This window comes from Bacteroides sp. AN502(2024) (genome assembly GCF_041227145.1).
GTDB lineage: Bacteria > Bacteroidota > Bacteroidia > Bacteroidales > Bacteroidaceae > Bacteroides.
Map to the genome: position 1 here is coordinate 3,622,368 of NZ_JBGFSP010000003.1, position 22,549 is coordinate 3,644,916.

At 43.6% G+C, this 22,549-nt stretch carries 15 protein-coding genes, 2 tRNA genes and 2 rRNA genes; 17 read left to right on the forward strand and 2 right to left on the reverse strand.

Annotated features, from left to right (window positions below; all coding sequences use genetic code 11):
• Window positions 1-22: 22 nt before the first annotated feature.
• The 13 genes from AB9N12_RS14255 (at window position 23) to AB9N12_RS14315 (ending at window position 15,800) form a co-directional block, all read left to right on the forward strand.
• Window positions 23-99 (forward strand) — tRNA-Ile (locus tag AB9N12_RS14255).
• Between the two features lie 56 nt (window positions 100-155).
• Window positions 156-229 (forward strand) — tRNA-Ala (locus AB9N12_RS14260).
• Between the two features lie 159 nt (window positions 230-388).
• Window positions 389-3,279, forward strand: a 23S ribosomal RNA gene (locus AB9N12_RS14265).
• A gap of 76 nt (window positions 3,280-3,355) precedes the next feature.
• A 5S ribosomal RNA gene (gene rrf / locus AB9N12_RS14270) occupies window positions 3,356-3,466 on the forward strand.
• A 287-nt stretch (window positions 3,467-3,753) separates the two neighbouring features.
• Complete coding sequence (locus tag AB9N12_RS14275; protein ID WP_369892677.1) at window positions 3,754-4,344, forward strand: hypothetical protein; 591 nt, start codon at window positions 3,754-3,756, stop codon at window positions 4,342-4,344.
• Window positions 4,345-4,355: 11 nt separating this feature from the next.
• A complete protein-coding gene (locus AB9N12_RS14280; RefSeq protein ID WP_369892678.1) occupies window positions 4,356-5,198 on the forward strand; it encodes a DUF2764 family protein in 843 nt (280 codons plus the stop codon).
• Between the two features lie 15 nt (window positions 5,199-5,213).
• Window positions 5,214-6,974, forward strand: a complete 1,761-nt coding sequence (locus AB9N12_RS14285) for a V-type ATP synthase subunit A (RefSeq protein WP_369892679.1) — start codon at window positions 5,214-5,216, stop codon at window positions 6,972-6,974.
• 31 nt (window positions 6,975-7,005) lie between these two features.
• Window positions 7,006-8,331, forward strand: a complete 1,326-nt coding sequence (locus tag AB9N12_RS14290; RefSeq protein ID WP_369892680.1) for a V-type ATP synthase subunit B — start codon at window positions 7,006-7,008, stop codon at window positions 8,329-8,331.
• Between the two features lie 46 nt (window positions 8,332-8,377).
• Window positions 8,378-8,983 carry a V-type ATP synthase subunit D gene (locus tag AB9N12_RS14295; RefSeq protein ID WP_369892681.1) on the forward strand — a complete coding sequence of 202 codons (606 nt, stop codon included), beginning with the start codon at window positions 8,378-8,380 and terminating at the stop codon, window positions 8,981-8,983.
• On the forward strand, window positions 8,980-10,797 hold the full coding sequence (locus AB9N12_RS14300) for a V-type ATP synthase subunit I (protein ID WP_369892682.1): 1,818 nt from the start codon (window positions 8,980-8,982) through the stop codon (window positions 10,795-10,797). Before AB9N12_RS14295 ends, AB9N12_RS14300 begins: the two co-directional genes overlap by 4 nt.
• A gap of 72 nt (window positions 10,798-10,869) precedes the next feature.
• Window positions 10,870-11,334 carry a V-type ATP synthase subunit K gene (locus AB9N12_RS14305; protein WP_004316776.1) on the forward strand — a complete coding sequence of 155 codons (465 nt, stop codon included), beginning with the start codon at window positions 10,870-10,872 and terminating at the stop codon, window positions 11,332-11,334.
• 202 nt (window positions 11,335-11,536) lie between these two features.
• The gene (locus AB9N12_RS14310) at window positions 11,537-13,198 is read left to right on the forward strand and encodes a glycogen/starch synthase (RefSeq protein ID WP_369892683.1); all 1,662 of its coding nucleotides are present in this window, start codon (window positions 11,537-11,539) and stop codon (window positions 13,196-13,198) included.
• A gap of 37 nt (window positions 13,199-13,235) precedes the next feature.
• Window positions 13,236-15,800 (forward strand): glycosyltransferase family 1 protein, encoded by a 2,565-nt coding sequence (locus tag AB9N12_RS14315; protein ID WP_369892684.1) that lies wholly within the window; start codon window positions 13,236-13,238, stop codon window positions 15,798-15,800.
• A gap of 122 nt (window positions 15,801-15,922) precedes the next feature.
• Here the strand turns inward: AB9N12_RS14315 and AB9N12_RS14320 are convergent, their stop codons facing one another.
• On the reverse strand, window positions 15,923-17,026 hold the full coding sequence (locus AB9N12_RS14320) for a redoxin domain-containing protein (RefSeq protein WP_369892685.1): 1,104 nt from the start codon (window positions 17,024-17,026) through the stop codon (window positions 15,923-15,925).
• A gap of 138 nt (window positions 17,027-17,164) precedes the next feature.
• Here AB9N12_RS14320 and potA point away from each other — a divergent pair, with 138 nt between their 5' ends.
• The 4 genes from potA to AB9N12_RS14340 are packed head-to-tail and all read left to right on the forward strand — an operon-like array spanning window position 17,165 to window position 21,509.
• Window positions 17,165-18,556: a polyamine ABC transporter ATP-binding protein gene (gene potA, locus AB9N12_RS14325; protein WP_369892686.1), complete on the forward strand. Its 1,392-nt coding sequence runs from the start codon at window positions 17,165-17,167 to the stop codon at window positions 18,554-18,556.
• Window positions 18,557-18,567: 11 nt separating this feature from the next.
• The gene (locus tag AB9N12_RS14330; RefSeq protein WP_369892687.1) at window positions 18,568-19,368 is read left to right on the forward strand and encodes an ABC transporter permease; all 801 of its coding nucleotides are present in this window, start codon (window positions 18,568-18,570) and stop codon (window positions 19,366-19,368) included.
• Window positions 19,362-20,153 carry an ABC transporter permease gene (locus AB9N12_RS14335; RefSeq protein ID WP_369892688.1) on the forward strand — a complete coding sequence of 264 codons (792 nt, stop codon included), beginning with the start codon at window positions 19,362-19,364 and terminating at the stop codon, window positions 20,151-20,153. The genes AB9N12_RS14330 and AB9N12_RS14335 overlap by 7 nt, the downstream gene beginning before the upstream one ends.
• A gap of 9 nt (window positions 20,154-20,162) precedes the next feature.
• Window positions 20,163-21,509 carry an ABC transporter substrate-binding protein gene (locus AB9N12_RS14340; RefSeq protein ID WP_369892689.1) on the forward strand — a complete coding sequence of 449 codons (1,347 nt, stop codon included), beginning with the start codon at window positions 20,163-20,165 and terminating at the stop codon, window positions 21,507-21,509.
• Window positions 21,510-21,662: 153 nt separating this feature from the next.
• Here the strand turns inward: AB9N12_RS14340 and AB9N12_RS14345 are convergent, their stop codons facing one another.
• On the reverse strand, window positions 21,663-22,355 hold the full coding sequence (locus AB9N12_RS14345; protein ID WP_369892690.1) for a DNA alkylation repair protein: 693 nt from the start codon (window positions 22,353-22,355) through the stop codon (window positions 21,663-21,665).
• Window positions 22,356-22,549: the final 194 nt, after the last annotated feature.

Genomic DNA, 22,549 nt, shown 5'->3' on the forward strand with positions numbered 1-22,549 from the left:
TACAGGTAGACAAGGTTGAACTAGTCCTATAGCTCAGTTGGTTAGAGCGCTACACTGATAATGTAGAGGTCGGCAGTTCAACTCTGCCTGGGACTACCAAGCTCAAGATATGTCCATGTGCGCGAGCCTTGACCGATATTCTTGAATCACTTCTTGGGGGATTAGCTCAGCTGGCTAGAGCATCTGCTTTGCACGCAGAGGGTCAACGGTTCGAATCCGTTATTCTCCACAGTCTCAGCAATGAGAAACGATCTTTGACATGATGTACAAAAAGTAAAATTTTAGTAAGAGCTAAAAGTATATATCAAACCGTACGTGTCCGCGTATGCAATATTGATAAATGGAAGCAATTCCAATGTCAATACCGGTACACGGACAAGACGTTTGAAAGAAAGTAAATAAGGGCGCATGGCGGATGCCTTGGCTCTCGGAGGCGATGAAGGACGTGATAAGCTGCGATAAGCTTCGGGAAGGTGCAAATAACCTTTGATCCGGAGATTTCCGAATGGGACAACCCGGTGTTCTGAAGGAACACCATCCATTTTCAGATGGAGGCAAACGCAGGGAACTGAAACATCTTAGTACCTGTAGGAAGAGAAAATAATAATGATTCCCCAAGTAGTGGCGAGCGAACGGGGATTAGCCCAAACCGGTATTGTTACGGCAATACCGGGGTTGTAGGACCACGATATCGCATGAAATTCGGTGAGAAGAATTCTTTGGAAAATGAAACCATAGACGGTGATAGTCCGGTATTCGAAGCCGAATGAAGCGTAGTGGTATCCTGAGTAGCGCGGGACACGGGAAATCTTGCGTGAATCCGCCGGGACCATCCGGTAAGGCTAAATACTCCCGAGAGACCGATAGCGAACCAGTACCGTGAGGGAAAGGTGAAAAGCACTTCGAACAGAAGAGTGAAATAGTCCCTGAAACCGTGCGCCTACAAGCGGTCGGAGCTGCTTGATGCAGTGACGGCGTGCCTTTTGCATAATGAACCTACGAGTTACTTTTTCCGGCGAGGTTAAGTGTCTTGAGACATGCAGCCGAAGCGAAAGCGAGTCTTAACAGGGCGGTTAGTCGGAAGGAGTAGACGCGAAACCAAGTGATCTACCCTTGGCCAGGTTGAAGGTTAGGTAACACTAACTGGAGGACCGAACCGATAAGCGTTGAAAAGCTTCCGGATGAGCTGAGGGTGGGGGTGAAAGGCTAATCAAACTTGGAGATAGCTCGTACTCCCCGAAATGCATTTAGGTGCAGCCTTGTGGGTTACTAATGTGAGGTAGAGCGACTGATAAGATGCGAGGGCTTCACCGCCTATCAAGTCTTGATAAACTCCGAATGCGCATTAGTTTGATCACAGGAGTGAGGGCATGGGTGCTAAGGTCCATGTCCTAAAGGAGAAGAATCCGGACCATCAGCTAAGGTCCCGAAATAATTGCTAAGTTGAACTAACGAAGTCAGATTGCTAAGACAGCTAGGATGTTGGCTTGGAAGCAGCCATTCATTTAAAGAGTGCGTAACAGCTCACTAGTCGAGGAGTTTGGCGTGGATAATAATCGGGCATAAAGCAATTTACCGAAGCTATGGGATGTCAGTATTGAATTGACATCGGTAGGGGAGCATTCCACTCAGCGTCGAAGGTGGGGCGTGAGCCTTGCTGGAGCGTGTGGAAACGCAAATGTAGGTATAAGTAACGATAAAGGGGGTGGGAAACCCCCTCGCCGCAAGACTAAGGTTTCCTGATCAACGCTAATCGGATCAGGGTTAGTCGGGTCCTAAGGCTCAGCCGAATGGTGATGCCGATGGCAGAACAGGTTAATATTCCTGTACTACCTTATGGAGTGACGTGGAGACGGAGTCGTGACAACGCCGCGGACTGACGGAATAGTCCGTTGAAGGGTGTAGATGTTGATCTTTGCAGGCAAATCCACAAAGAGAGTCGAACCTGATAGTATGGAGCGTTCCTCGGAACAATCCAATAGCGCGTGTAACCATACTCCCGAGAAAATCCGCTAAACTTAATCCCTAAGGTACCCGTACCGCAAACGGACACACGTAGTCGGGTTGAATATACTCAGGCGCTTGAGTGAATCACGGTTAAGGAACTAGGCAAACTGACCCTGTAACTTCGGGATAAAGGGTCCCAACGTGAGTTGGGCGCAGAGAATAGGTCCAGGCAACTGTTTAACAAAAACACAGGGCTGTGCAAAATTGAAAGATCATGTATACAGCCTGACACCTGCCCGGTGCTGGAAGGTTAAGAGGAGACGTCATCGCAAGAGAAGCGTTGAATTGAAGCCCCAGTAAACGGCGGCCGTAACTATAACGGTCCTAAGGTAGCGAAATTCCTTGTCGGGTAAGTTCCGACCTGCACGAATGGTGTAATGATCTGGACACTGTCTCAACCGTGAGCTCAGTGAAATTGTAGTATCGGTGAAGATGCCGATTACCCGCGATGGGACGAAAAGACCCCGTGAACCTTTACTATAGCTTAACATTGAATTTGGGTAATTGATGTGTAGGATAGGCCGGAGACAATGAAGTGGGTACGCCAGTATCTGTGGAGTCGCTGTTGAAATACGGCCCTTTGATTATTTGAGTTCTAACTCCTTTACTGGAGGACACTGTTTGGTGGGTAGTTTGACTGGGGTGGTCGCCTCCAAAAGCGTAACGGAGGCTTCTAAAGGTGCCCTCAGGACGATTGGTAACCGTCCGCAGAGTGTAATGGCATAAGGGCGCTTGACTGGGAGACTTACAAGTCGATCAGGTAGGAAACTAGAGCATAGTGATCCGGTGTTTCCGTATGGAAGGGACATCGCTCAAAGGATAAAAGGTACTCCGGGGATAACAGGCTGATCCCTCCCAAGAGCTCATATCGACGGAGGGGTTTGGCACCTCGATGTCGGCTCGTCACATCCTGGGGCTGGAGAAGGTCCCAAGGGTTGGGCTGTTCGCCCATTAAAGTGGCACGCGAGCTGGGTTCAGAACGTCGTGAGACAGTTCGGTCTCTATCTATCGTGGGCGTATGAAATTTGCGTGGCTCTGACACTAGTACGAGAGGACCGTGTTGGACTGACCTCTGGTTTACCGGTTGTGCCGCCAGGTGCATTGCCGGGTATCTAAGTCGGGATTGGATAAGTGCTGAAAGCATCTAAGTACGAAGCCAGCCACAAGATTAGATTTCTCAGGGTCGTCAAAGACGATGACGTTGATAGGATGCAGGTGTAAAGGTGGTAACATCAAAGCCGAGCATTACTAATTGCCCGTCGACTTTCTTTCGGAGATGTATCGGTTGGTTGTATACGTTTAGCTTGTAATAACTGAATTTTTACTTTTCATCATGTCATGACTTTATTCAGGTGGTTATAGCACGAGGGTTCCACCTCTTCCCATTCCGAACAGAGAAGTTAAGCCTCGTCACGCCGATGGTACTGCGTAACAGTGGGAGAGTAGGTAGCCGCCGTTTTTGAAGGAGCCCCTTGATTCTGAAGTGAGTCAAGGGGCTTGCTGTGTTTGGTCACTTCGTATTGAGGAATATTTTTTTCGCTTTCAGATTATTTAATATCTACTGATCCTTACTTTTAGATTCTCGATATTTCCTCTTTCGGCTTAATAAAATCAGAAAAAGTGGCATTTGGTTATTATTTCTTTTCCTCTTTCTCTTTTTTATCAAATTGATTTTTGTAAATTTGGCGAGAATCTGACAAAGGAGACATAGTTAATATAGTAATAATACTAAATACTTCTGTTTATATGGAAAACAAAATTCAAGAGTTGACCGATAAGATTTATCGTGAAGGCGTGGAAAAAGGAAATGAAGAAGCGCAGAGACTTATCGCGAATGCTCAGGAAGAAGCTAAGAAAATCATTGAGGATGCCCGCAAGGAGGCAGAATCAATTGTAAACTCCTCTCGTAAATCTGCTGATGAATGGGCAGAGAATACTAAATCAGAGTTAAAACTATTTGCCGGTCAGGCTGTGAATGCACTCAAATCTGAGGTGGCTACGATGGTTACTGATAAGTTGATAGCGGATTCCGTGAAAAATTTCGCTCAGGACAAAGATTATTTGAATGCGTTTATCGTAGCATTGGCATCCAAATGGAGTGTAGACGAACCTATCGTTATCTCAACAGCTGATGCGGAATCTTTGAAAAAGTATTTTGCAGCTCATGCAAAAGCGTTGTTAGATCAGGGAGTGACCATTCAGCAAGTAAATGGCATCAAAACTCTGTTCACAGTTTCTCCGGCGGACGGTTCGTATAAAGTGAATTTCGGAGAAGAAGAATTCATGAATTACTTCAAGGCATTCTTGCGTCCTCAGTTAGTAGAAATGCTATTCTAAAAGAAGCGACTATGAGTAGTAAGTACTATTACTTGGTAGCAGGGTTGCCGGAACTTTCGCTGGAAGACGGCAAGTTGAGCTATACAGTAGCCGATTTTAAAACAGAAATCTACAACGGATTATCTGCTTCAGACCGGAAGTTGATTGATTTGTTTTATCTGAAATTTGATAATGCAAATGTACTGAAACTTCTCAAGGATAAGGAAGCGGAAATCGACAAACGGGGAAACTACTCTGCTGAAGAACTCACTGAATATATTTCTATTCTGAGAGAAGGCGGAGAAATCAGTCCTAAAGAATTTCCCGTCTATCTATCTACATTTATAACTGATTGTTTGAATACTCCGGCTGAAAGTACGGTTTTGCACGAAGATCATCTGGCAGCTTTATATTATGAATATGCCATGAATTGTGGAAACAAGTTTGTTTCTGCCTGGTTTGAATTCAACTTGAACATCAATAATATTCTGGTTGCATTTACTAGCCGTAAATTCAAATGGGATATTGCTTCCAATGTGGTGGGAAATACGGAAGTATGCGAAGCATTGTGTACATCGAGTGCCCGCGATTTCGGACTGTCCGGTGAAGTGGATGTTTTTGAATCGTTAGTAAAGATCAGTGAGATTACAGAATTAGTGGAGCGTGAGAAGAAGTTGGATGCCCTGAGGTGGAACTGGATAGAGGATGCTATTTTCTTCGACTATTTCACTATTGAACGTATTTTCGCTTTTTTGCTGAAGCTGGAGATGATTGAACGGTGGGTCTCACTGGATAGAGAAAGAGGTAATCAGTTGTTTAGAAGCATTATTGAATCGCTGAAGAACGAAGTGCAGATTCCTGCAGAATTCAGATAATAAAATAAAAAATATATGGCAACAAAAGGAACTGTTAGTGGCGTTATTGCCAACATGGTGACCCTCGTCGTTGACGGACCGGTAGCTCAGAATGAGATTTGTTATATCTCGACCGGTGGCGATAAGTTGATGGCGGAGGTGATTAAGGTGGTAGGTTCACACGTGTATGTCCAGGTGTTTGAAAGTACACGTGGACTGAAAGTGGGTGCCGAAGCCGAATTTACGGGACACATGCTTGAGGTGACATTAGGTCCGGGTATGTTATCGAAAAATTATGATGGTCTGCAAAATGACCTTGACAAGATGGAAGGAGTTTTCCTGAAAAGGGGACAATATACGTATCCGTTGGATAAAGAGCGTGTATGGCACTTTGTACCCTTGGTGAATGTGGGTGATAAGGTGCAGGCTTCCGCATGGTTGGGACAGGTGGATGAGAATTTCCAGCCACTGAAAATAATGGCTCCGTTCACTATGAAGGGGATGGCTATCGTAAAAACAATCATGCCGGAAGGGGATTATAAGATAGAAGATACCATCGCGATCCTGACAGATGAAGACGGTAATGATATTCCTGTGAATATGATTCAAAAATGGCCCGTGAAGCGTGCGATGACGAATTATAAAGAAAAACCGCGTCCTTTCAAATTATTGGAGACCGGTGTACGTGTGATTGATACGCTGAATCCGATTGTGGAAGGTGGTACAGGATTTATCCCCGGTCCGTTCGGTACGGGTAAGACAGTGCTTCAGCACGCTATCTCTAAGCAGGCGGAAGCGGATATCGTTATCATTGCAGCTTGCGGTGAACGTGCGAATGAGGTGGTGGAAATCTTTACCGAGTTCCCCGAATTGGTAGACCCGCACACAGGACGCAAGCTGATGGAGCGTACTATTATTATAGCCAATACTTCTAACATGCCGGTGGCTGCCCGTGAAGCATCTGTATATACAGCAATGACACTGGCGGAATATTACCGTTCCATGGGATTGAAAGTTTTGTTGATGGCTGACTCCACTTCCCGTTGGGCACAGGCTTTGCGTGAGATGTCTAACCGGATGGAAGAGTTGCCCGGACCGGATGCTTTCCCGATGGATATTTCGGCTATTATCTCTAACTTCTACGGTCGCGCGGGATATGTAAAACTAAGTAACGGTGAAACGGGGTCTATTACTTTTATCGGTACGGTATCTCCTGCGGGGGGTAACTTGAAGGAGCCGGTGACTGAAAACACGAAGAAGGTAGCTCGTTGTTTCTATGCTTTGGAGCAGGACCGTGCTGATAAGAAGCGTTATCCGGCAGTGAATCCGATCGATTCTTATTCTAAATATATCGAATACCCGGAATTTGAAGAGTATATCAAAGAGCATATCAACGATAAATGGATTGGAAAGGTTAATGAACTGAAAACCCGTTTGCAGCGCGGTAAGGAAATTGCCGAACAGATCAATATCCTCGGTGACGATGGTGTACCGGTAGAATATCATGTTATCTTCTGGAAATCTGAATTGATTGACTTCGTTATCTTGCAACAGGATGCTTTTGATGAAATTGATGCGGTAACTCCGATGGAACGTCAGGAAGACATTCTGAATATGGTAATCGACATTTGTCATACGGAATTTGATTTTGATAATTTCAACGAAGTAATGGGTTACTTCAAGAAGGTGATTAATATCTGTAAGCAGATGAACTACTCGAAGTTCAAATCTGAGCAGTATGAGGGATTCCGGAAACAACTGAAGGAATTGATTGCCGAAAGAAGCAGCGATTTATAATCTTTAAATTTATAATTTTTAATTATCAAAGATGGCAACAAAAGCTTTTCAAAAGATATATACCAAGATTACTCAGATTACCAAGGCTACTTGTTCGCTGAAAGCGACAGGAGTAGGGTATGATGAGCTTGCCACTGTGGACGGTAAGTTGGCACAGGTGGTTAAGATTGCCGGTGACGATGTCACTTTGCAGGTATTTGAAGGTACGGAGGGGATTCCGACCAATGCCGAAGTAGTATTCCTCGGCAAATCGCCTACATTAAAAGTGAGCGAACAACTGGCCGGACGTTTCTTCAACGCTTTCGGTGATCCGATTGATGGCGGTCCGGATATTGAAGGACAGGAGGTGGAAATCGGTGGCCCGTCTGTAAATCCGGTTCGCCGTAAACAGCCGTCGGAACTGATTGCAACAGGTATTGCCGGTATCGACTTGAACAATACGCTGGTATCCGGTCAGAAGATTCCGTTCTTTGCCGATCCTGATCAACCTTTTAATCAGGTAATGGCAAACGTAGCTTTACGTGCTGAAACGGATAAGATTATCCTTGGCGGTATGGGTATGACGAATGACGACTACCTGTACTTTAAGAATGTGTTCTCTAATGCAGGTGCGCTCGACCGTATCGTGAGTTTCATGAATACGACCGAAAACCCGCCGGTAGAACGTTTGTTGATTCCGGACATGGCACTGACTGCTGCAGAGTATTTTGCAGTAAATAATAACGAAAAAGTGCTGGTACTGTTGACGGATATGACGAGCTATGCGGATGCACTGGCAATTGTATCTAACCGTATGGACCAGATTCCTTCGAAAGATTCTATGCCGGGATCGCTTTACTCGGATTTGGCGAAGATTTACGAAAAGGCGGTGCAGTTCCCTTCCGGTGGTTCAATCACTATTATTGCGGTGACTACTTTGTCCGGTGGAGATATTACGCACGCTGTGCCGGATAATACAGGTTATATTACAGAAGGTCAGTTATTCTTGCGTCGTGATAGTGATATTGGTAAAGTTATTGTAGACCCGTTCCGTTCATTATCCCGTTTGAAACAGTTGGTAACTGGTAAGAAAACGCGTAAGGACCATCCGCAGGTGATGAATGCTGCCGTACGTCTGTATGCCGATGCTGCCAATGCCAAGACGAAGATGGAAAATGGTTTCGACCTGACCAACTACGATGAACGTACGTTGGCTTTTGCGAAGGATTATTCGAATCAGTTATTGGCTATCGATGTCAATCTTGATACTACTGAAATGCTGGACGTTGCCTGGGGCTTGTTCGGTAAATATTTCCGTCCGGAAGAAGTGAATATTAAGAAAGAACTGGTAGATCAATACTGGCCCAAAGGCGAATAATAATAATAAACTTGTGATTAATAATTTATAATTAGTAGTTAACAACGTGGCTATAAAGTTTCAATATAACAAGACCTCTCTTCAGCAGCTTGAAAAACAACTGAAAGTGCGGGTGCGTACGCTTCCTATCATTAAAAATAAGGAAAGCGCCCTCCGTATGGAAGTGAAACGCTGTAAAACGGAAGCTGCCGATCTGGAGGATAGGCTCGAACGACAAATTCAAGCCTATGAAGCCATGTTCGCCCTTTGGAATGAGTTTGATGCTTCATTAATAAAGGTGAATGATGTTCATCTTGGCGTGAAAAAGATTGCGGGTGTACGTGTACCGTTGCTCGAAAATGTAGACTTCGAGATACGTCCGTATAGTATGTTTAATGCTCCCAAGTGGTATGCCGATGGTATCCATCTGTTGGAGAAATTGGCTCATACGGCTATTGAACGTGAATTTATGCTCGCCAAGCTGAACTTGTTAGAACATGCAAGGAAAAAGACCACTCAGAAGGTGAACCTTTTTGAGAAGGTGCAGATACCGGGCTATCAGGATGCATTGCGAAAGATCAAGCGGTTCATGGAAGATGAAGAAAACTTGTCGAAATCTTCGCAAAAGATCATGAAGTCCCATCAAGAAAAAAGGAAGGAGGCAGAGGCATGATTACAAAGATGAAGAAACTCACATTTCTGGTTTATTACAAAGAGTATGAAGAATTCCTGAACAGTCTGCGTGAACTTGGGGTAGTCCATATTGTGGAGAAACAACAGGGAGCTGCCGATAACACGGAGTTGCAAGAGAATATTCGCCTCTCCAATCGCTTGGCAGCTACATTGAAGTTGCTCCAAAATCAGAAGCATGAAAAGAATGCCGTGATTGCTACGGAAGGCGGAACGGCAGCTCGTGGTATGCAAGTAGTGGATGAAGTGGATGCCTTACAGACGGAGCATGGAAAGTTGTCGCAGCAGTTGCAAAGCTATGCCAAAGAGAAAGAGGCATTGGAAGTTTGGGGTAACTTTGAGCCGGCCAATATCCGGAAGTTGAAAGATGCCGGTTATGTAATTGGTTTCTATAGCTGTTCGGAGGGAAATTACAAGGAAGAGTGGGAAACTGAGTATAATGCAATGATTGTGAATCGCATCTCTTCTAAAGTGTTCTTCGTGACTGTGACGAAAGAGGGGCAGGAAGTGGATTTGGATGTGGAGCAGGCGAAATTGCCCGCATACTCTTTGGCACGTCTTGAAGCACTTTATGATACGACCGGACAGGCAATTGAGGAGAACGAAAAGAAGATCATCGCACTTTCTGAGACGGATATTCCTTCGCTGAAGGCGGCTTTGAAAGAGCTGCAGAGTCAGATTGAATTCTCTAAGGTCGTGTTAAGTTCCGAACAGACTGCGGGAGACAAACTGATGTTGATCGAAGGGTGGGCGCCTGCCTTCAGTCAAGTGGAGATAGAAGCTTACCTGAATGACACACATGTATATTATGAGATTACTGATCCGATGCCGGGTGATAATGTTCCTATTCGGTTGAATAATAAGGGATTTTTTGCCTGGTTTGAGCCGATCTGTAAGTTATATATGCTTCCGAAGTATAACGAATTGGACTTGACACCTTTCTTTGCTCCGTTCTTTATGATTTTCTTCGGACTGTGTCTGGGGGATTCCGGATATGGTTTATTCCTGTTTCTGGGAGCTACGGCGTATCGGTTGATTGCGAAGAAAGTGACTCCGTCAATGAAATCAATCATATCATTGATACAGGTATTGGCAGCTTCAACGTTCTTCTGTGGTTTGCTGACGGGTACGTTCTTCGGAGCGAATATCTACGATTTGAACTGGCCGATTGTTCAACGTCTGAAACATGCCGTCCTGATGGATAACAATGATATGTTCCAATTATCGTTGATATTAGGGGTTATCCAAATTCTATTCGGCATGATATTGAAGGCGGTGAATCAGACCATTCAGTTTGGTTTCAAATATGCAGTGGCAACTATCGGATGGATCATCCTGTTGGTTTCCATGGCAGTTTCGGCTTTGTTGCCGGATGTAATGCCGATGGGAGGCACAGTACATTTGGTTATTCTGTGTGTGTCGGCTGCCATGATCTTCCTTTATAACAGTCCGGGAAAGAATATTTTCCTGAATATCGGACTCGGGTTGTGGGATTCATACAACATGGTTACCGGTTTGCTCGGAGATGTTTTGTCTTACGTCCGTTTGTTTGCTCTCGGACTTTCCGGAGGTATTCTGGCGGGAGTGTTCAACAGTTTGGCCGTAGGTATGAGTCCGGATAATGTAATAGCAGGTCCTATTGTGATGGTTCTGATTTTCGTTATCGGTCATGCAATCAATATTTTTATGAATGTGCTGGGGGCTATGGTTCACCCGATGCGTCTGACGTTCGTTGAGTTCTTCAAGAATTCCGGATACGAAGGGGGTGGAAAAGAGTACAAACCGTTCAGAATTTAAAAACAGAAGATTAAAAATAGAAATAGAGAATTAATATTTTGAGAATTAAACAATAAAAAATAGAATAAGATTATGGAAATGAATTTGTTTATCGCCTACATTGGCATCGCGATTATGGTTGGTTTGTCGGGTATCGGTAGTGCTTACGGAGTAACTATTGCAGGTAATGCCGCTATCGGAGCATTGAAGAAAAATGATAGTGCTTTCGGTAACTTTCTGGTATTGACGGCTCTTCCGGGTACACAAGGTCTTTACGGTTTCGCCGGTTATTTCATGTTTCAGACTATTTTCGGCATTTTGACTCCTGAAATTACAGCTATCCAGGCATCAGCAGTTCTTGGTGCAGGTATTGCTCTGGGATTGGTTGCTCTATTCTCAGCTATCCGTCAGGGACAAGTTTGTGCCAACGGTATCGCAGCAATCGGACAAGGTCACAATGTATTTAGTAATACGTTGATTCTTGCCGTATTCCCAGAACTTTATGCAATCGTTGCTTTGGCTGCAACCTTCTTGATCGGTAGCGCACTCGTTGCATAATTTTTAGCAAGAATATTTCCTATAAAGGACTTTCAATCCCTTTGTACATGCAGTTCCGCATGTGCAAGGGGATATTCTTTTTTCATTGTAAGACAACGATTCTTTCTTCCTCTTAACTCATATTTTTCTTATAAAGTATTATTTTTCAAAGAATAATGTGTACTTTTGCACTCGCATACTAAAAAGAGTTTTAATATATTATATGGTAAAAGATTTATTAACCCCCGATTATATCTTCGAGGCTAGTTGGGAAGTATGTAATAAAGTGGGAGGTATATATACCGTCTTGTCAACACGGGCAAATACTTTGCAGGAAAAGTTCCGGGACAGAATTCTTTTCATAGGTCCTGATGTGTGGCAAGGAAAAGAAAACCCTTTATTCATCGAGTCGGATAACCTATGTGCTGCCTGGAAAAAGCATGCGCTTGAGAAAGACGGACTTTCCGTCCGCATAGGACGATGGAATATTCCCGGTGAACCTATAGTTATTCTTGTTGATTTCCAACCTTTTTTTGAAAAGAAAAACGATATATACACGGAAATGTGGAATCGTTATCAAGTAGATTCATTACATGCTTATGGCGATTACGACGAAGCTTCTATGTTTTCATATGCTGCAGGGAGAGTGGTGGAAAGTTTTTATCGCTACAACCTGACAGAAACGGATAAGGTGGTATATCAGGCACATGAATGGATGACTGGAATGGGGGCACTTTATGTACAGGAAGCTGTGCCGGAGGTTGCTGTTATTTTTACGACTCATGCTACTTCTATCGGTCGTTCCATTGCAGGTAATCATAAGCCGTTATATGATTATTTATTTGCTTACAATGGCGACCAGATGGCGCAGGAACTGAACATGCAATCGAAACATTCGATTGAGAAACAGACTGCACACTATGTCGACTGTTTTACTACGGTGAGTGAAATAACCAATAATGAGTGTAAGGAATTACTGGACAAACCGGCAGATGTCGTTCTGATGAATGGCTTTGAAGATGATTTTGTGCCGAAAGGAAGTGCATTTACTGGAAAGCGTAAACGTGCACGTGCTTTGATGCTGAATGTAGCCAATAAGTTATTGGGAACAAATCTGGATAATGATACATTAATTATCGGAACCAGTGGACGGTACGAGTTCAAGAATAAAGGGCTTGATGTTTTTCTGGAATCACTGAACCGTTTGAACAGGGATAAAAATTTGCATAAGAATGTGTTGGCATTCATTAATGTACCCGGTTGGGTAGGAGAACCCCGTGAGGATTTGCAAGAACGTTTGAAGAGCAAAGATAAGTTTGATACTCCTCTCGAAGTACCGTTTATCACTCATTGGCTGCATAATATGACTCATGACCAGGTGTTGGATATGTTGAAATATCTGGGAATGGGGAATCGTCCGGAAGATAAGGTGAAGGTGATTTTTGTTCCTTGTTATCTGGATGGTCGTGACGGTATCATGAATAAAGAATATTACGATATATTGCTGGGACAGGATTTGAGTGTTTATGCTTCTTATTACGAACCGTGGGGGTATACCCCGCTGGAAAGTGTAGCATTCCATGTGCCGACAATCACTACGGATTTGGCAGGATTCGGGCTTTGGGTAAACAGTCTGAAGAACCAGCATGGTATTAGTAATGGAGTGGAAGTGCTACATCGTTCGGATTATAACTATTCGGAAGTGGCGGATGGTATCAAAGATACGATTACGTTATTTGCGGATAAGACGGAGAAAGAGGTGAAGGAAATCCGCAAGCATGCTGCTGAAGTTGCAGAACAGGCTTTATGGAAGCACTTTATACAATATTATTATGAAGCTTATGACATCGCTTTGCGTAAAGCAAGGATACGTCAGTTGAGTTAAGAAAGAAATTATTTATCAATAAGTAAATGAAAACATTATGAAAATCAAAGTTAGTAATGTGAATACCCCCAACTGGAAAGAGGTTACTGTGAAATCACGTATACCGGAAGAGTTGGAGAAGTTGTCTGAAATCGCACGCAACATTTGGTGGGCATGGAATTTTGAAGCGACTGAACTATTTAGAGATCTGGAACCGGAACTTTGGAAAGAATGTGGACAGAATCCGGTATTGCTGTTGGAGCGTATGAGCTATGAAAAGCTGGAAGCGTTGGCAAAAGATAAGGCGATTCTAAAGAGAATGAATGACGTTTATACGAAATTCAGAGAGTATATGGATGTGAAGCCGGATGATAAACGTCCCTCTGTAGCTTATTTCAGTATGGAATATGGTTTGAGCAGTGTTCTGAAAATATATTCAGGTGGTCTGGGTGTATTGGCCGGTGACTATCTGAAAGAGGCTTCCGACAGCAATGTTGATTTGTGTGCGGTAGGTTTCTTGTATCGCTACGGCTACTTTACTCAAACGTTGTCTATGGATGGACAGCAGATTGCCAATTACGAGGCGCAGAACTTTGGTCAGCTGCCGATTGAACGTGTAATGGATGCTAATGGTCAGCCTTTGGTGGTAGATGTTCCTTATCTTGATTATTATGTTCATGCAAACGTATGGCGTGTAAATGTTGGACGTATTTCTTTGTATCTGCTTGACACAGACAATGAGATGAACAGCGAATTCGACCGTTCTATCACTCATCAGCTTTATGGTGGTGATTGGAAAAACCGTTTGAAACAAGAAATCTTGTTGGGTATCGGTGGTATTCTGACTCTGAAAGCTTTGGGTATCAAGAAGGACGTTTATCACTGTAATGAAGGACATGCTGCATTGATTAATGTTCAGCGTATCTGTGACTATGTGGCTACAGGATTGACTTTCGAACAAGCTATCGAGTTGGTTCGCGCTTCTTCTCTTTATACTGTTCATACTCCGGTTCCTGCAGGTCACGACTATTTTGACGAAGGTCTGTTCGGTAAATATATGGGTGGTTATCCTTCCAAAATGGGTATTTCATGGGACGATCTGATGGATCTTGGACGTAACAATCCGGGTGACAAGGGCGAACGTTTCTGTATGTCTGTTTTTGCTTGCAACACTTCACAAGAAGTGAACGGGGTAAGCTGGTTGCATGGAAAAGTTTCTCAGGAAATGTTCTCTTCTATCTGGAAAGGTTATTTCCCGGAAGAAAATCATGTAGGATATGTAACGAACGGTGTTCACTTCCCTACTTGGAGTGCAACAGAATGGAAAGAATTATACTTTAAATATTTCAATGAAAACTTCCGGTTCGACCAGTCTAATCCCAAGATTTGGGAAGCCATCTATAATGTGCCCGATGAAGAGATTTGGAAGACTCGTTTGACCATGAAGAATAAGTTGGTTGATTATATCCGCAAGTCATTCCGAGATACATGGTTGAAGAATCAGGGAGATCCTTCTCGTATCGTTTCACTGATGGATAAGATCAACCCGAATGCATTGCTGATTGGTTTCGGTCGTCGTTTTGCTACTTATAAACGTGCACACTTGTTGTTCACCGATTTGGATCGTCTTTCTAAGATCGTGAACAATCCTGATTATCCGGTACAATTCCTGTTTACAGGTAAAGCGCATCCACATGACGGAGCAGGTCAGGGATTGATTAAGCGTATTATTGAGATCTCCCGTCGTCCGGAATTCCTGGGTAAGATTATCTTCCTCGAAAATTACGATATGCAATTGGCTCGTCGTCTGGTTTCCGGTGTCGATATCTGGTTGAATACTCCGACTCGTCCGTTGGAAGCATCCGGTACATCGGGTGAAAAAGCTTTGATGAATGGGGTTGTCAACTTCTCCGTATTAGACGGATGGTGGCTGGAAGGTTATCGTGAAGGTGCAGGTTGGGCGTTGACTGAAAAACGTACTTACCAGAATCAAGAACATCAGGATCAATTGGATGCTGCCACCATTTACAGTATTCTTGAAACGGAAATCCTGCCGTTGTATTATGCACGTAATAAGAAAGGATATCCTGAAGGTTGGATTAAAGTGGTGAAGAATTCTATTGCACAGATTGCTCCTCATTATACAATGAAGCGTCAGTTGGATGATTACTATAGTAAATTCTATTGCAAGCTGGCGAAACGTTTCCACGCTTTGGCTGCTAATGATAATGCAAAGGCGAAAGAAATCGCAGCTTGGAAAGAAGAGGTTGTTGCCAAGTGGGATTCTATTGAAGTCGTTTCTTGTGACAAGGAAGAAAATTTGAAGAACGGTGATATCGAAAGCGGAAAAGAGTATACTGTTACTTATGTTATCGATGAAAAAGGCTTGAATGATGCAGTGGGGCTTGAATTGGTTACTACTTACACAACCGCAGACGGAAAGCAACATGTTTACTCTGTAGAACCGTTTAATGTAGTCAAGAAATCAGGTGACTTGTATACGTTCCAGGCCAAACACAGTCTGTCAAATGCAGGTAGTTTCAAGGTGGCTTGCCGTATGTTCCCGAAGAATCCGGAACTTCCACACCGCCAGGACTTTTGCTACGTACGTTGGTTTGTCTGATTTAACGATTTCACCCCTGCCAGAATATGCTTTGGCAGGGGTGACTTCTAATTACTGAGGCCTGTTAGACAGCCTCTCTTTATACTTTTCAAGGCCTTTGGAAAAGCCTTTCTTCCGATCCGTTATTTTACAGCTTCTGCAATTTTAGCCTGAAGTTCTTCTCCATGCAAACCACGAGCGATAATCTTACCGCTACCGTCTATCAATACTGTGTGAGGAATGCTGTTTACAGCATAAAGCTGCGCACCTTCACTTTCCCAGAATTTCAGGTCGGACATTTGCGGCCAAGTCATGTTCAGTTTCTTGATGGCTTCTTTCCATGCAGCGCCATCCTGATCAAGAGATACACCTACGATTTCGAAATTTTTACCTTTATACTTAGCGTATGCTTCTACCAGGTTTGGCATTTCACGACGGCAAGGACCGCACCAGCTAGCCCAGAAGTCAACCAATACCACTTTTCCCTTGCCCACATAATCAGACAACTTCACTGTCTTCCCTTCCGGAGTCTGCATCTCGAAATCAACAAATTGAGAACCTACAGCAGTCTTTTTCTGCTTGTCAGTCATCTCTTTGATTCTTACGATTGTTTCGTCATTCTGGAATTTAGCAGGAATTTGTTGCAACAAAGCTTCATTTTCGTCCGTAGAGTTATTGTTGAACGTTTGTTTAAATAAGAATACTCCAACCGGATTGGTGATATTCTTCTGTACGCCTTCTTTGATTGCTTTGTTATATTGTTCTTCCAGCTGGACACCTTCTTTTTGTTTGGCTTCTTTCTGCTCGTCACTTAAAGCTGTGTCGCCCATTGCTTCATAAATGGCTCTCATTTTTTTTCTGAGATCATTGAGTTGAACTCTGATTTCCTGGTATGCATCATTGCTGGGAGTCCCGGTAACAGCGTCATTGTCCTTGGTCAGGGCAACGTTGATTTTTCCGTTTTCCAGGAAAAAATCAATGAACAACGGTTCTCCGTTCGCTTTGCAAGTGATATAGCGGTTGACCGCAGAATCTTGTGTACCTTCAAAGGTAAAAGTCCCTTTGGTAATAACGGCTGTATCAAGTTTGGTCAGATTTCTACCATTAGCTTCCTGAAGATAAACGGTGTCACCATCGTTCGCACCTTCTACTGTACCTGTAACAATGTATCCGGCTTTGTTTCCGCCAGTACAAGCGATCATGCCTACCGCTGCCGTTGCAATAATTAAATAAGTAAACTTTTTCATGCTTTTGTAAAATTAGTGAATAAATATTTATGCAAAGATAGATCTTTTTTCTGTAGGACATCGAAAAACACTGTTATATTAGATTAACACGTAGGTAGAAACCGCAAAAATATGTACCTTTGCTGCCCAAACTTTAGTATGAATATGCAAGAAGATAAATCCATCATTGAGGTGAGCCATGTGTCGAAGTACTTTGGCGATAAAATAGCATTGAATGATGTGACTCTGAACGTGAAAAAGGGTGAGTTTGTGACTATCCTTGGTCCTTCCGGTTGCGGTAAAACCACGTTGCTGCGTCTCATTGCCGGTTTTCAGACAGCTTCGGAAGGTGAAATCCGAATTTCGGGGATGGAAATAACACAAACCCCTCCCCATAAGCGTCCGGTGAATACGGTATTCCAGAAGTATGCCCTGTTCCCGCATTTGAATGTGTATGATAACATCGCTTTCGGACTGAAACTGAAAAAAACACCGAAACAGACTATTGAGAAGAAGGTGAAAGCTGCTTTGAAAATGGTAGGTATGACGGATTATGAATACCGCGATGTGGATTCTCTTTCCGGTGGTCAGCAGCAACGTGTAGCCATTGCCCGCGCCATTGTGAATGAGCCGGAAGTGTTGCTGCTGGATGAACCGCTGGCAGCACTCGACCTGAAAATGCGTAAGGATATGCAGATGGAACTCAAAGAGATGCATAAATCTTTGGGAATCACGTTTGTTTACGTCACTCACGACCAAGAGGAGGCACTCACGTTGAGTGACACGATTGTGGTGATGAGTGAAGGAAAGATTCAGCAGATCGGTACACCGATTGATATTTATAATGAACCTATCAATGCTTTTGTCGCGGACTTTATCGGAGAAAGTAACATCTTTAACGGTATCATGATTCATGATAAACTCGTACGTTTCTGCGGTACGGAGTTTGAATGTGTGGATGAAGGATTTGGCGAGAATGTTCCGGTAGACGTAGTCATCCGTCCGGAGGATCTTTATATTTTCCCTGTTTCGGAGATGGCACAGTTGGTAGGAGTGGTGGAGACTTCTATTTTTAAAGGGGTACATTATGAAATGACGGTGATGTGCGGCGGATATGAATTTCTGGTGCAGGATTACCACCATTTTGAAGTAGGGGCGGAAGTCGGTCTGCTGGTGAAGCCTTTCGATATTCATATCATGAAGAAAGAGCGTGTCAGCAATACGTTCGAAGGAAAATTGCTGGATGCTACTCATGTGGAATTCCTGGGTTGTAACTTTGAATGTGTTCCGGTGGAAGGAATCGCTTTCGATACGAATGTCAAGGTGGAAGTAGACTTTGAAAAAGTGATTCTTCAGGATAATGAAGAAGACGGAAAGCTGACAGGGGAGGTGAAATTTATCCTTTACAAAGGTGACCATTACCATCTGACTGTACTGTCAGATTGGGACGAGGATGTATTTGTAGATACGAACGATGTATGGGACGATGGGGACCGTGTAGGTATTACCATCCCTCCGGATGCCATTCGTATAGTTAAAATAACCGGTTAACAGGAAAGAAAGTGAATAAGAGGTTTATAGTCTTTTTGTCATCACGTAAGAGTTGGACTCTCCCTTACATTATTTTTTCGGTGGTCTTTGTGATCATACCGTTATTCTTAATTGTCGTATATGCCTTTACCGATGATAGCGGTCATTTGACACTCGCCAATTTTCAGAAGTTCTTCGAACATCCCGAAGCAATCAATACCTTTGTCTATTCGATTGGTATTGCCATTATTACTACCCTCGTTTGTATTTTGCTGGGTTATCCTGCTGCCTGGATCTTGAGCAACAGCAAGCTGAACCGTTCCAAGACGATGGTCGTACTGTTTATTCTGCCGATGTGGGTGAATATTCTGGTGCGTACCCTTGCCACTGTTGCCTTATTCGACTTTATCAGTGTGCCGTTGGGCGAGGGAGCGTTGATATTCGGTATGGTATACAACTTTATCCCCTTTATGATTTATCCTATCTATAACACTTTGCAGAAGATGGATCATAGTTATATCGAGGCTGCGCAAGACTTGGGAGCCAATCCTGTGCAAGTCTTTCTGAAAGTAGTCCTTCCGCTTTCCATGCCGGGGGTGATGAGTGGTATCATGATGGTGTTCATGCCGACCATATCGACATTTGCCATTGCCGAGTTGCTGACGATGAACAACATCAAACTCTTCGGTACGACGATTCAGGAGAATATCAATAACAGTATGTGGAATTATGGAGCGGCGCTTTCACTTATCATGCTGTTGCTGATAGCTGCTACTTCCCTGTTCAGTACCGATGATAAGGATCATTCTAACGAAGGGGGTGGGTTATGGTAAAGAAGATACTTGCGCAGACTTACTTGTGGATATTGCTGTTGTTGCTCTATTCTCCTATCGTGATTATCGTTATCTACTCCTTCACCGAAGCGAAAGTGCTGGGCAACTGGACCGGGTTCTCTACCCAACTTTATACTTCGCTTTTCACTACGGACACGCATCATTCATTGATGAATGCATTGATGAACACGATTACTATTGCTTTGCTGGCTGCAACAGCATCTACCTTGCTGGGTAGCGTGGCTGCCATCGGCATCTTTAATCTGAAGTCCCGTTCGCGCAAAGCGATTAGTTTTGTGAATAGCATTCCTATTCTGAACGGAGATATAATCACGGGTATTTCGCTTTTCCTTTTGTTTGTTTCTTTGGGAATCACGCAAGGATATACCACCGTAGTGCTTGCTCATATCACTTTTTGCACGCCATACGTTGTGTTGAGCGTTCTGCCTCGCCTGAAGCAGATGAATCCGAATATCTATGAGGCTGCCCTCGATTTGGGGGCAACTCCCATGCAAGCCTTGTGGAAAGTCATTGTACCGGAGATTCGTCCGGGAATGATTAGTGGCTTTATGCTGGCGTTGACACTGTCTATTGATGATTTTGCCGTAACGGTATTTACCATCGGTAATCAAGGTTTGGAGACACTCTCCACTTATATTTACGCTGATGCCCGCAAAGGTGGTCTGACACCGGAGCTTCGTCCGCTTTCCGCTATTATTTTTGTTGTGGTGTTGGCGTTACTTATTATAATCAATTACCGGGCGGGGAAAGCGAAGAACAAATAATTATTAGTTATGAAAAGAATAATTCCTGCGATCTTGTTGTTGCTGAGTTTGACGGGATGTTATAATTCCGGCGAGCCTCGCGAACGGGTTCTCAAAATCTATAACTGGGCGGATTATATCGGGGATAGCGTACTCGAAGATTTTCAGGCGTATTATAAGGAACAGACGGGCGAGAATATTCGCATCGTTTATCAGACATTCGACATCAACGAGATTATGTTGACGAAGATCGAGAAAGGTCATGAAGATTTTGACGTGGTTTGTCCTTCGGAATATATCATCGAGCGTATGTTGAAGAAGCATCTGCTTCTGCCTATCGATACGATTTTTGCCCATTCTCCCAATTATATGCATAATGTGTCTCCGTTCATTCGTGAGCAAATCAATAAATTGAGCCGGCCGGGGGAAGAAGCCAGCCGTTATGCGGTATGTTATATGTGGGGAACAGCAGGTCTTCTGTACAATCGTGCTTATGTTCCTGATTCGGTTGCAACCTCCTGGGGGTGTCTTTGGAATAAGAAGTATGCCGGTAAAATTCTGATGAAAGATAGTTACCGCGATGCTTACGGTACGGCTATTATTTATGCGCATGCCAAGGAACTGGAAGAGAGGAGTGTGACGGTGGAAGAACTGATGAACGACTATTCTCCACAGGCTATGGGGCTTGCGGAAAAATATCTGAAGGCGCTGAAGCCGAATATAGCAGGCTGGGAGGCCGATTTCGGTAAGGAGATGATGACGAAGAACAAGGCTTGGCTGAATATGACCTGGAGCGGTGACGCGATATGGGCGATTGAAGAAGCCGGCGCAGTAGGTGTGAATTTGGATTACGAAGTTCCCAAGGAAGGAAGTAATATCTGGTATGACGGTTGGGTGATTCCGAAATATGCCAGGAATCCGGAAGCAGCCAGCTATTTTATCAACTTCATGTGTCGTCCGGACATTGCTCTGAGAAATATGGATTTCTGCGGATATGTAAGCTCGATTGCTACTCCGGAGATTCTGGAAGAGAAGATAGACACGACACTTACCTATTTTTCCGATCTTAGTTATTTCTTCGGACCGGGTGCCGATAGCATACAGATTGATAAGATACAATATCCCGATCGGAAAGTTGTGGAACGGTGTGCCATGATCCGTGACTTTGGCGATAAGACAAAAGAGGTGCTTGATATCTGGTCACGTATCAAGGGAGATAATCTGGGAGTAGGCATAACGATTCTTATTTTTATTGTCGTTGCATGGATGAGCGGTTGGATGATTTATAAAAGATGGCAGCGTTATAGTCGTCGGAAACAACAGAGACGCAGAAGCAGAAGGAAAAAGGTAAAGAGACTGTCTAACAAGTCTCAGTAATTAGAAGTCACCCCTGCCAAATCATATTCTGACAGGGGTGAAATCGTTAAAATAGAATTTGTTAGACAGCCTCCGAATATCCATTGAAAATAATAATCACCCGATGAGTACTCTGTTATCGGCACTCTGTTCACCGGGCTTTTTATCTTGTCATTATCGTCGTTTCATGTTTCGGAGTACGTCTTTAGTTTCTTTATCTACACGAAGCGATTCGATCGTTTTCTGCAATGATTTATTATAAGTCCAGTTATCCAGTTTACTCTGTTTCAGATATTCCATTGTCTTTTCAGGGAATTTGATGAAACAGAAGGATATCATCCAGGCCATGGCCATACGTGCATAATAAGCCTCTTGGCTGAAAGTGTCTGCGTATGTCAGCAGTGCGTCGATATGCTCTTCATCTATATAATGGAAAAGCATCACAATCCCGAAGCGGATTTCAAACTCTTTGGGCGATGTCAGGTAAGGCTGAATAAACTGCCATACAGTTTCTTTTCCTTTTTTTGCGGTGGCCTTTAGCTCCCCGCAAAAGATGTCGCATACAGCCCAGTTGTCTATGCGGGGAACGAACATACCCACGTATTTCATTCGTTCGTCAAGTTTCATTTTGCCTGCTCCGATAACCATTCCTTGAAGCATTGTTTCCTCATAAAATTGGGTATCGGTTGCTTTCACAAATACACGCCAATCTTCTCTCTTAGCGATTTCTTTTGCCAATATCCGCAATTGAGGAACACGTACGCCGAGGATATTCCCGACTCCGGGAACCAGGGCGGAATGAAATTCCTGATACTTGGAATCTGCCAAAGCCTGCAATTCTTTTCGAATGTTTTCTGTTGTACTCATTTTGTATAGTTGGTTTCTCCACAAAAGTACGTAAAAATCGCGAGCTTTTTAATTCTTTTGCACTCGTTGAGTGAAATCTCCTTGATCGATTTGAAATTGCTGATATGTATGAAGTGCAGTTTTCTTCTGATAAAAGTGAAAAGACCCTAGGTGATTCTTATCGAATTCTCATACTATAATCCGCTTTCAGCGGT

Bases quoted from the DNA above. Each gene is read 5' to 3' on its own strand.
- AB9N12_RS14300 (WP_369892682.1), top strand. From the start codon at position 8,980: ATGATTACAAAGATGAAGAAACTCACATTTCTGGTTTATTACAAAGAG.
- AB9N12_RS14315 (WP_369892684.1), top strand. From the start codon at position 13,236: ATGAAAATCAAAGTTAGTAATGTGAATACCCCCAACTGGAAAGAGGTT.
- AB9N12_RS14275 (WP_369892677.1), top strand. From the start codon at position 3,754: ATGGAAAACAAAATTCAAGAGTTGACCGATAAGATTTATCGTGAAGGC.
- potA (WP_369892686.1), top strand. From the start codon at position 17,165: ATGAATATGCAAGAAGATAAATCCATCATTGAGGTGAGCCATGTGTCG.
- AB9N12_RS14305 (WP_004316776.1), top strand. From the start codon at position 10,870: ATGGAAATGAATTTGTTTATCGCCTACATTGGCATCGCGATTATGGTT.
- AB9N12_RS14280 (WP_369892678.1), top strand. From the start codon at position 4,356: ATGAGTAGTAAGTACTATTACTTGGTAGCAGGGTTGCCGGAACTTTCG.
- AB9N12_RS14285 (WP_369892679.1), top strand. From the start codon at position 5,214: ATGGCAACAAAAGGAACTGTTAGTGGCGTTATTGCCAACATGGTGACC.
- AB9N12_RS14290 (WP_369892680.1), top strand. From the start codon at position 7,006: ATGGCAACAAAAGCTTTTCAAAAGATATATACCAAGATTACTCAGATT.
- AB9N12_RS14335 (WP_369892688.1), top strand. From the start codon at position 19,362: ATGGTAAAGAAGATACTTGCGCAGACTTACTTGTGGATATTGCTGTTG.
- AB9N12_RS14340 (WP_369892689.1), top strand. From the start codon at position 20,163: ATGAAAAGAATAATTCCTGCGATCTTGTTGTTGCTGAGTTTGACGGGA.
- AB9N12_RS14345 (WP_369892690.1), bottom strand. From the start codon at position 22,355: ATGAGTACAACAGAAAACATTCGAAAAGAATTGCAGGCTTTGGCAGAT.
- AB9N12_RS14320 (WP_369892685.1), bottom strand. From the start codon at position 17,026: ATGAAAAAGTTTACTTATTTAATTATTGCAACGGCAGCGGTAGGCATG.
- AB9N12_RS14310 (WP_369892683.1), top strand. From the start codon at position 11,537: ATGGTAAAAGATTTATTAACCCCCGATTATATCTTCGAGGCTAGTTGG.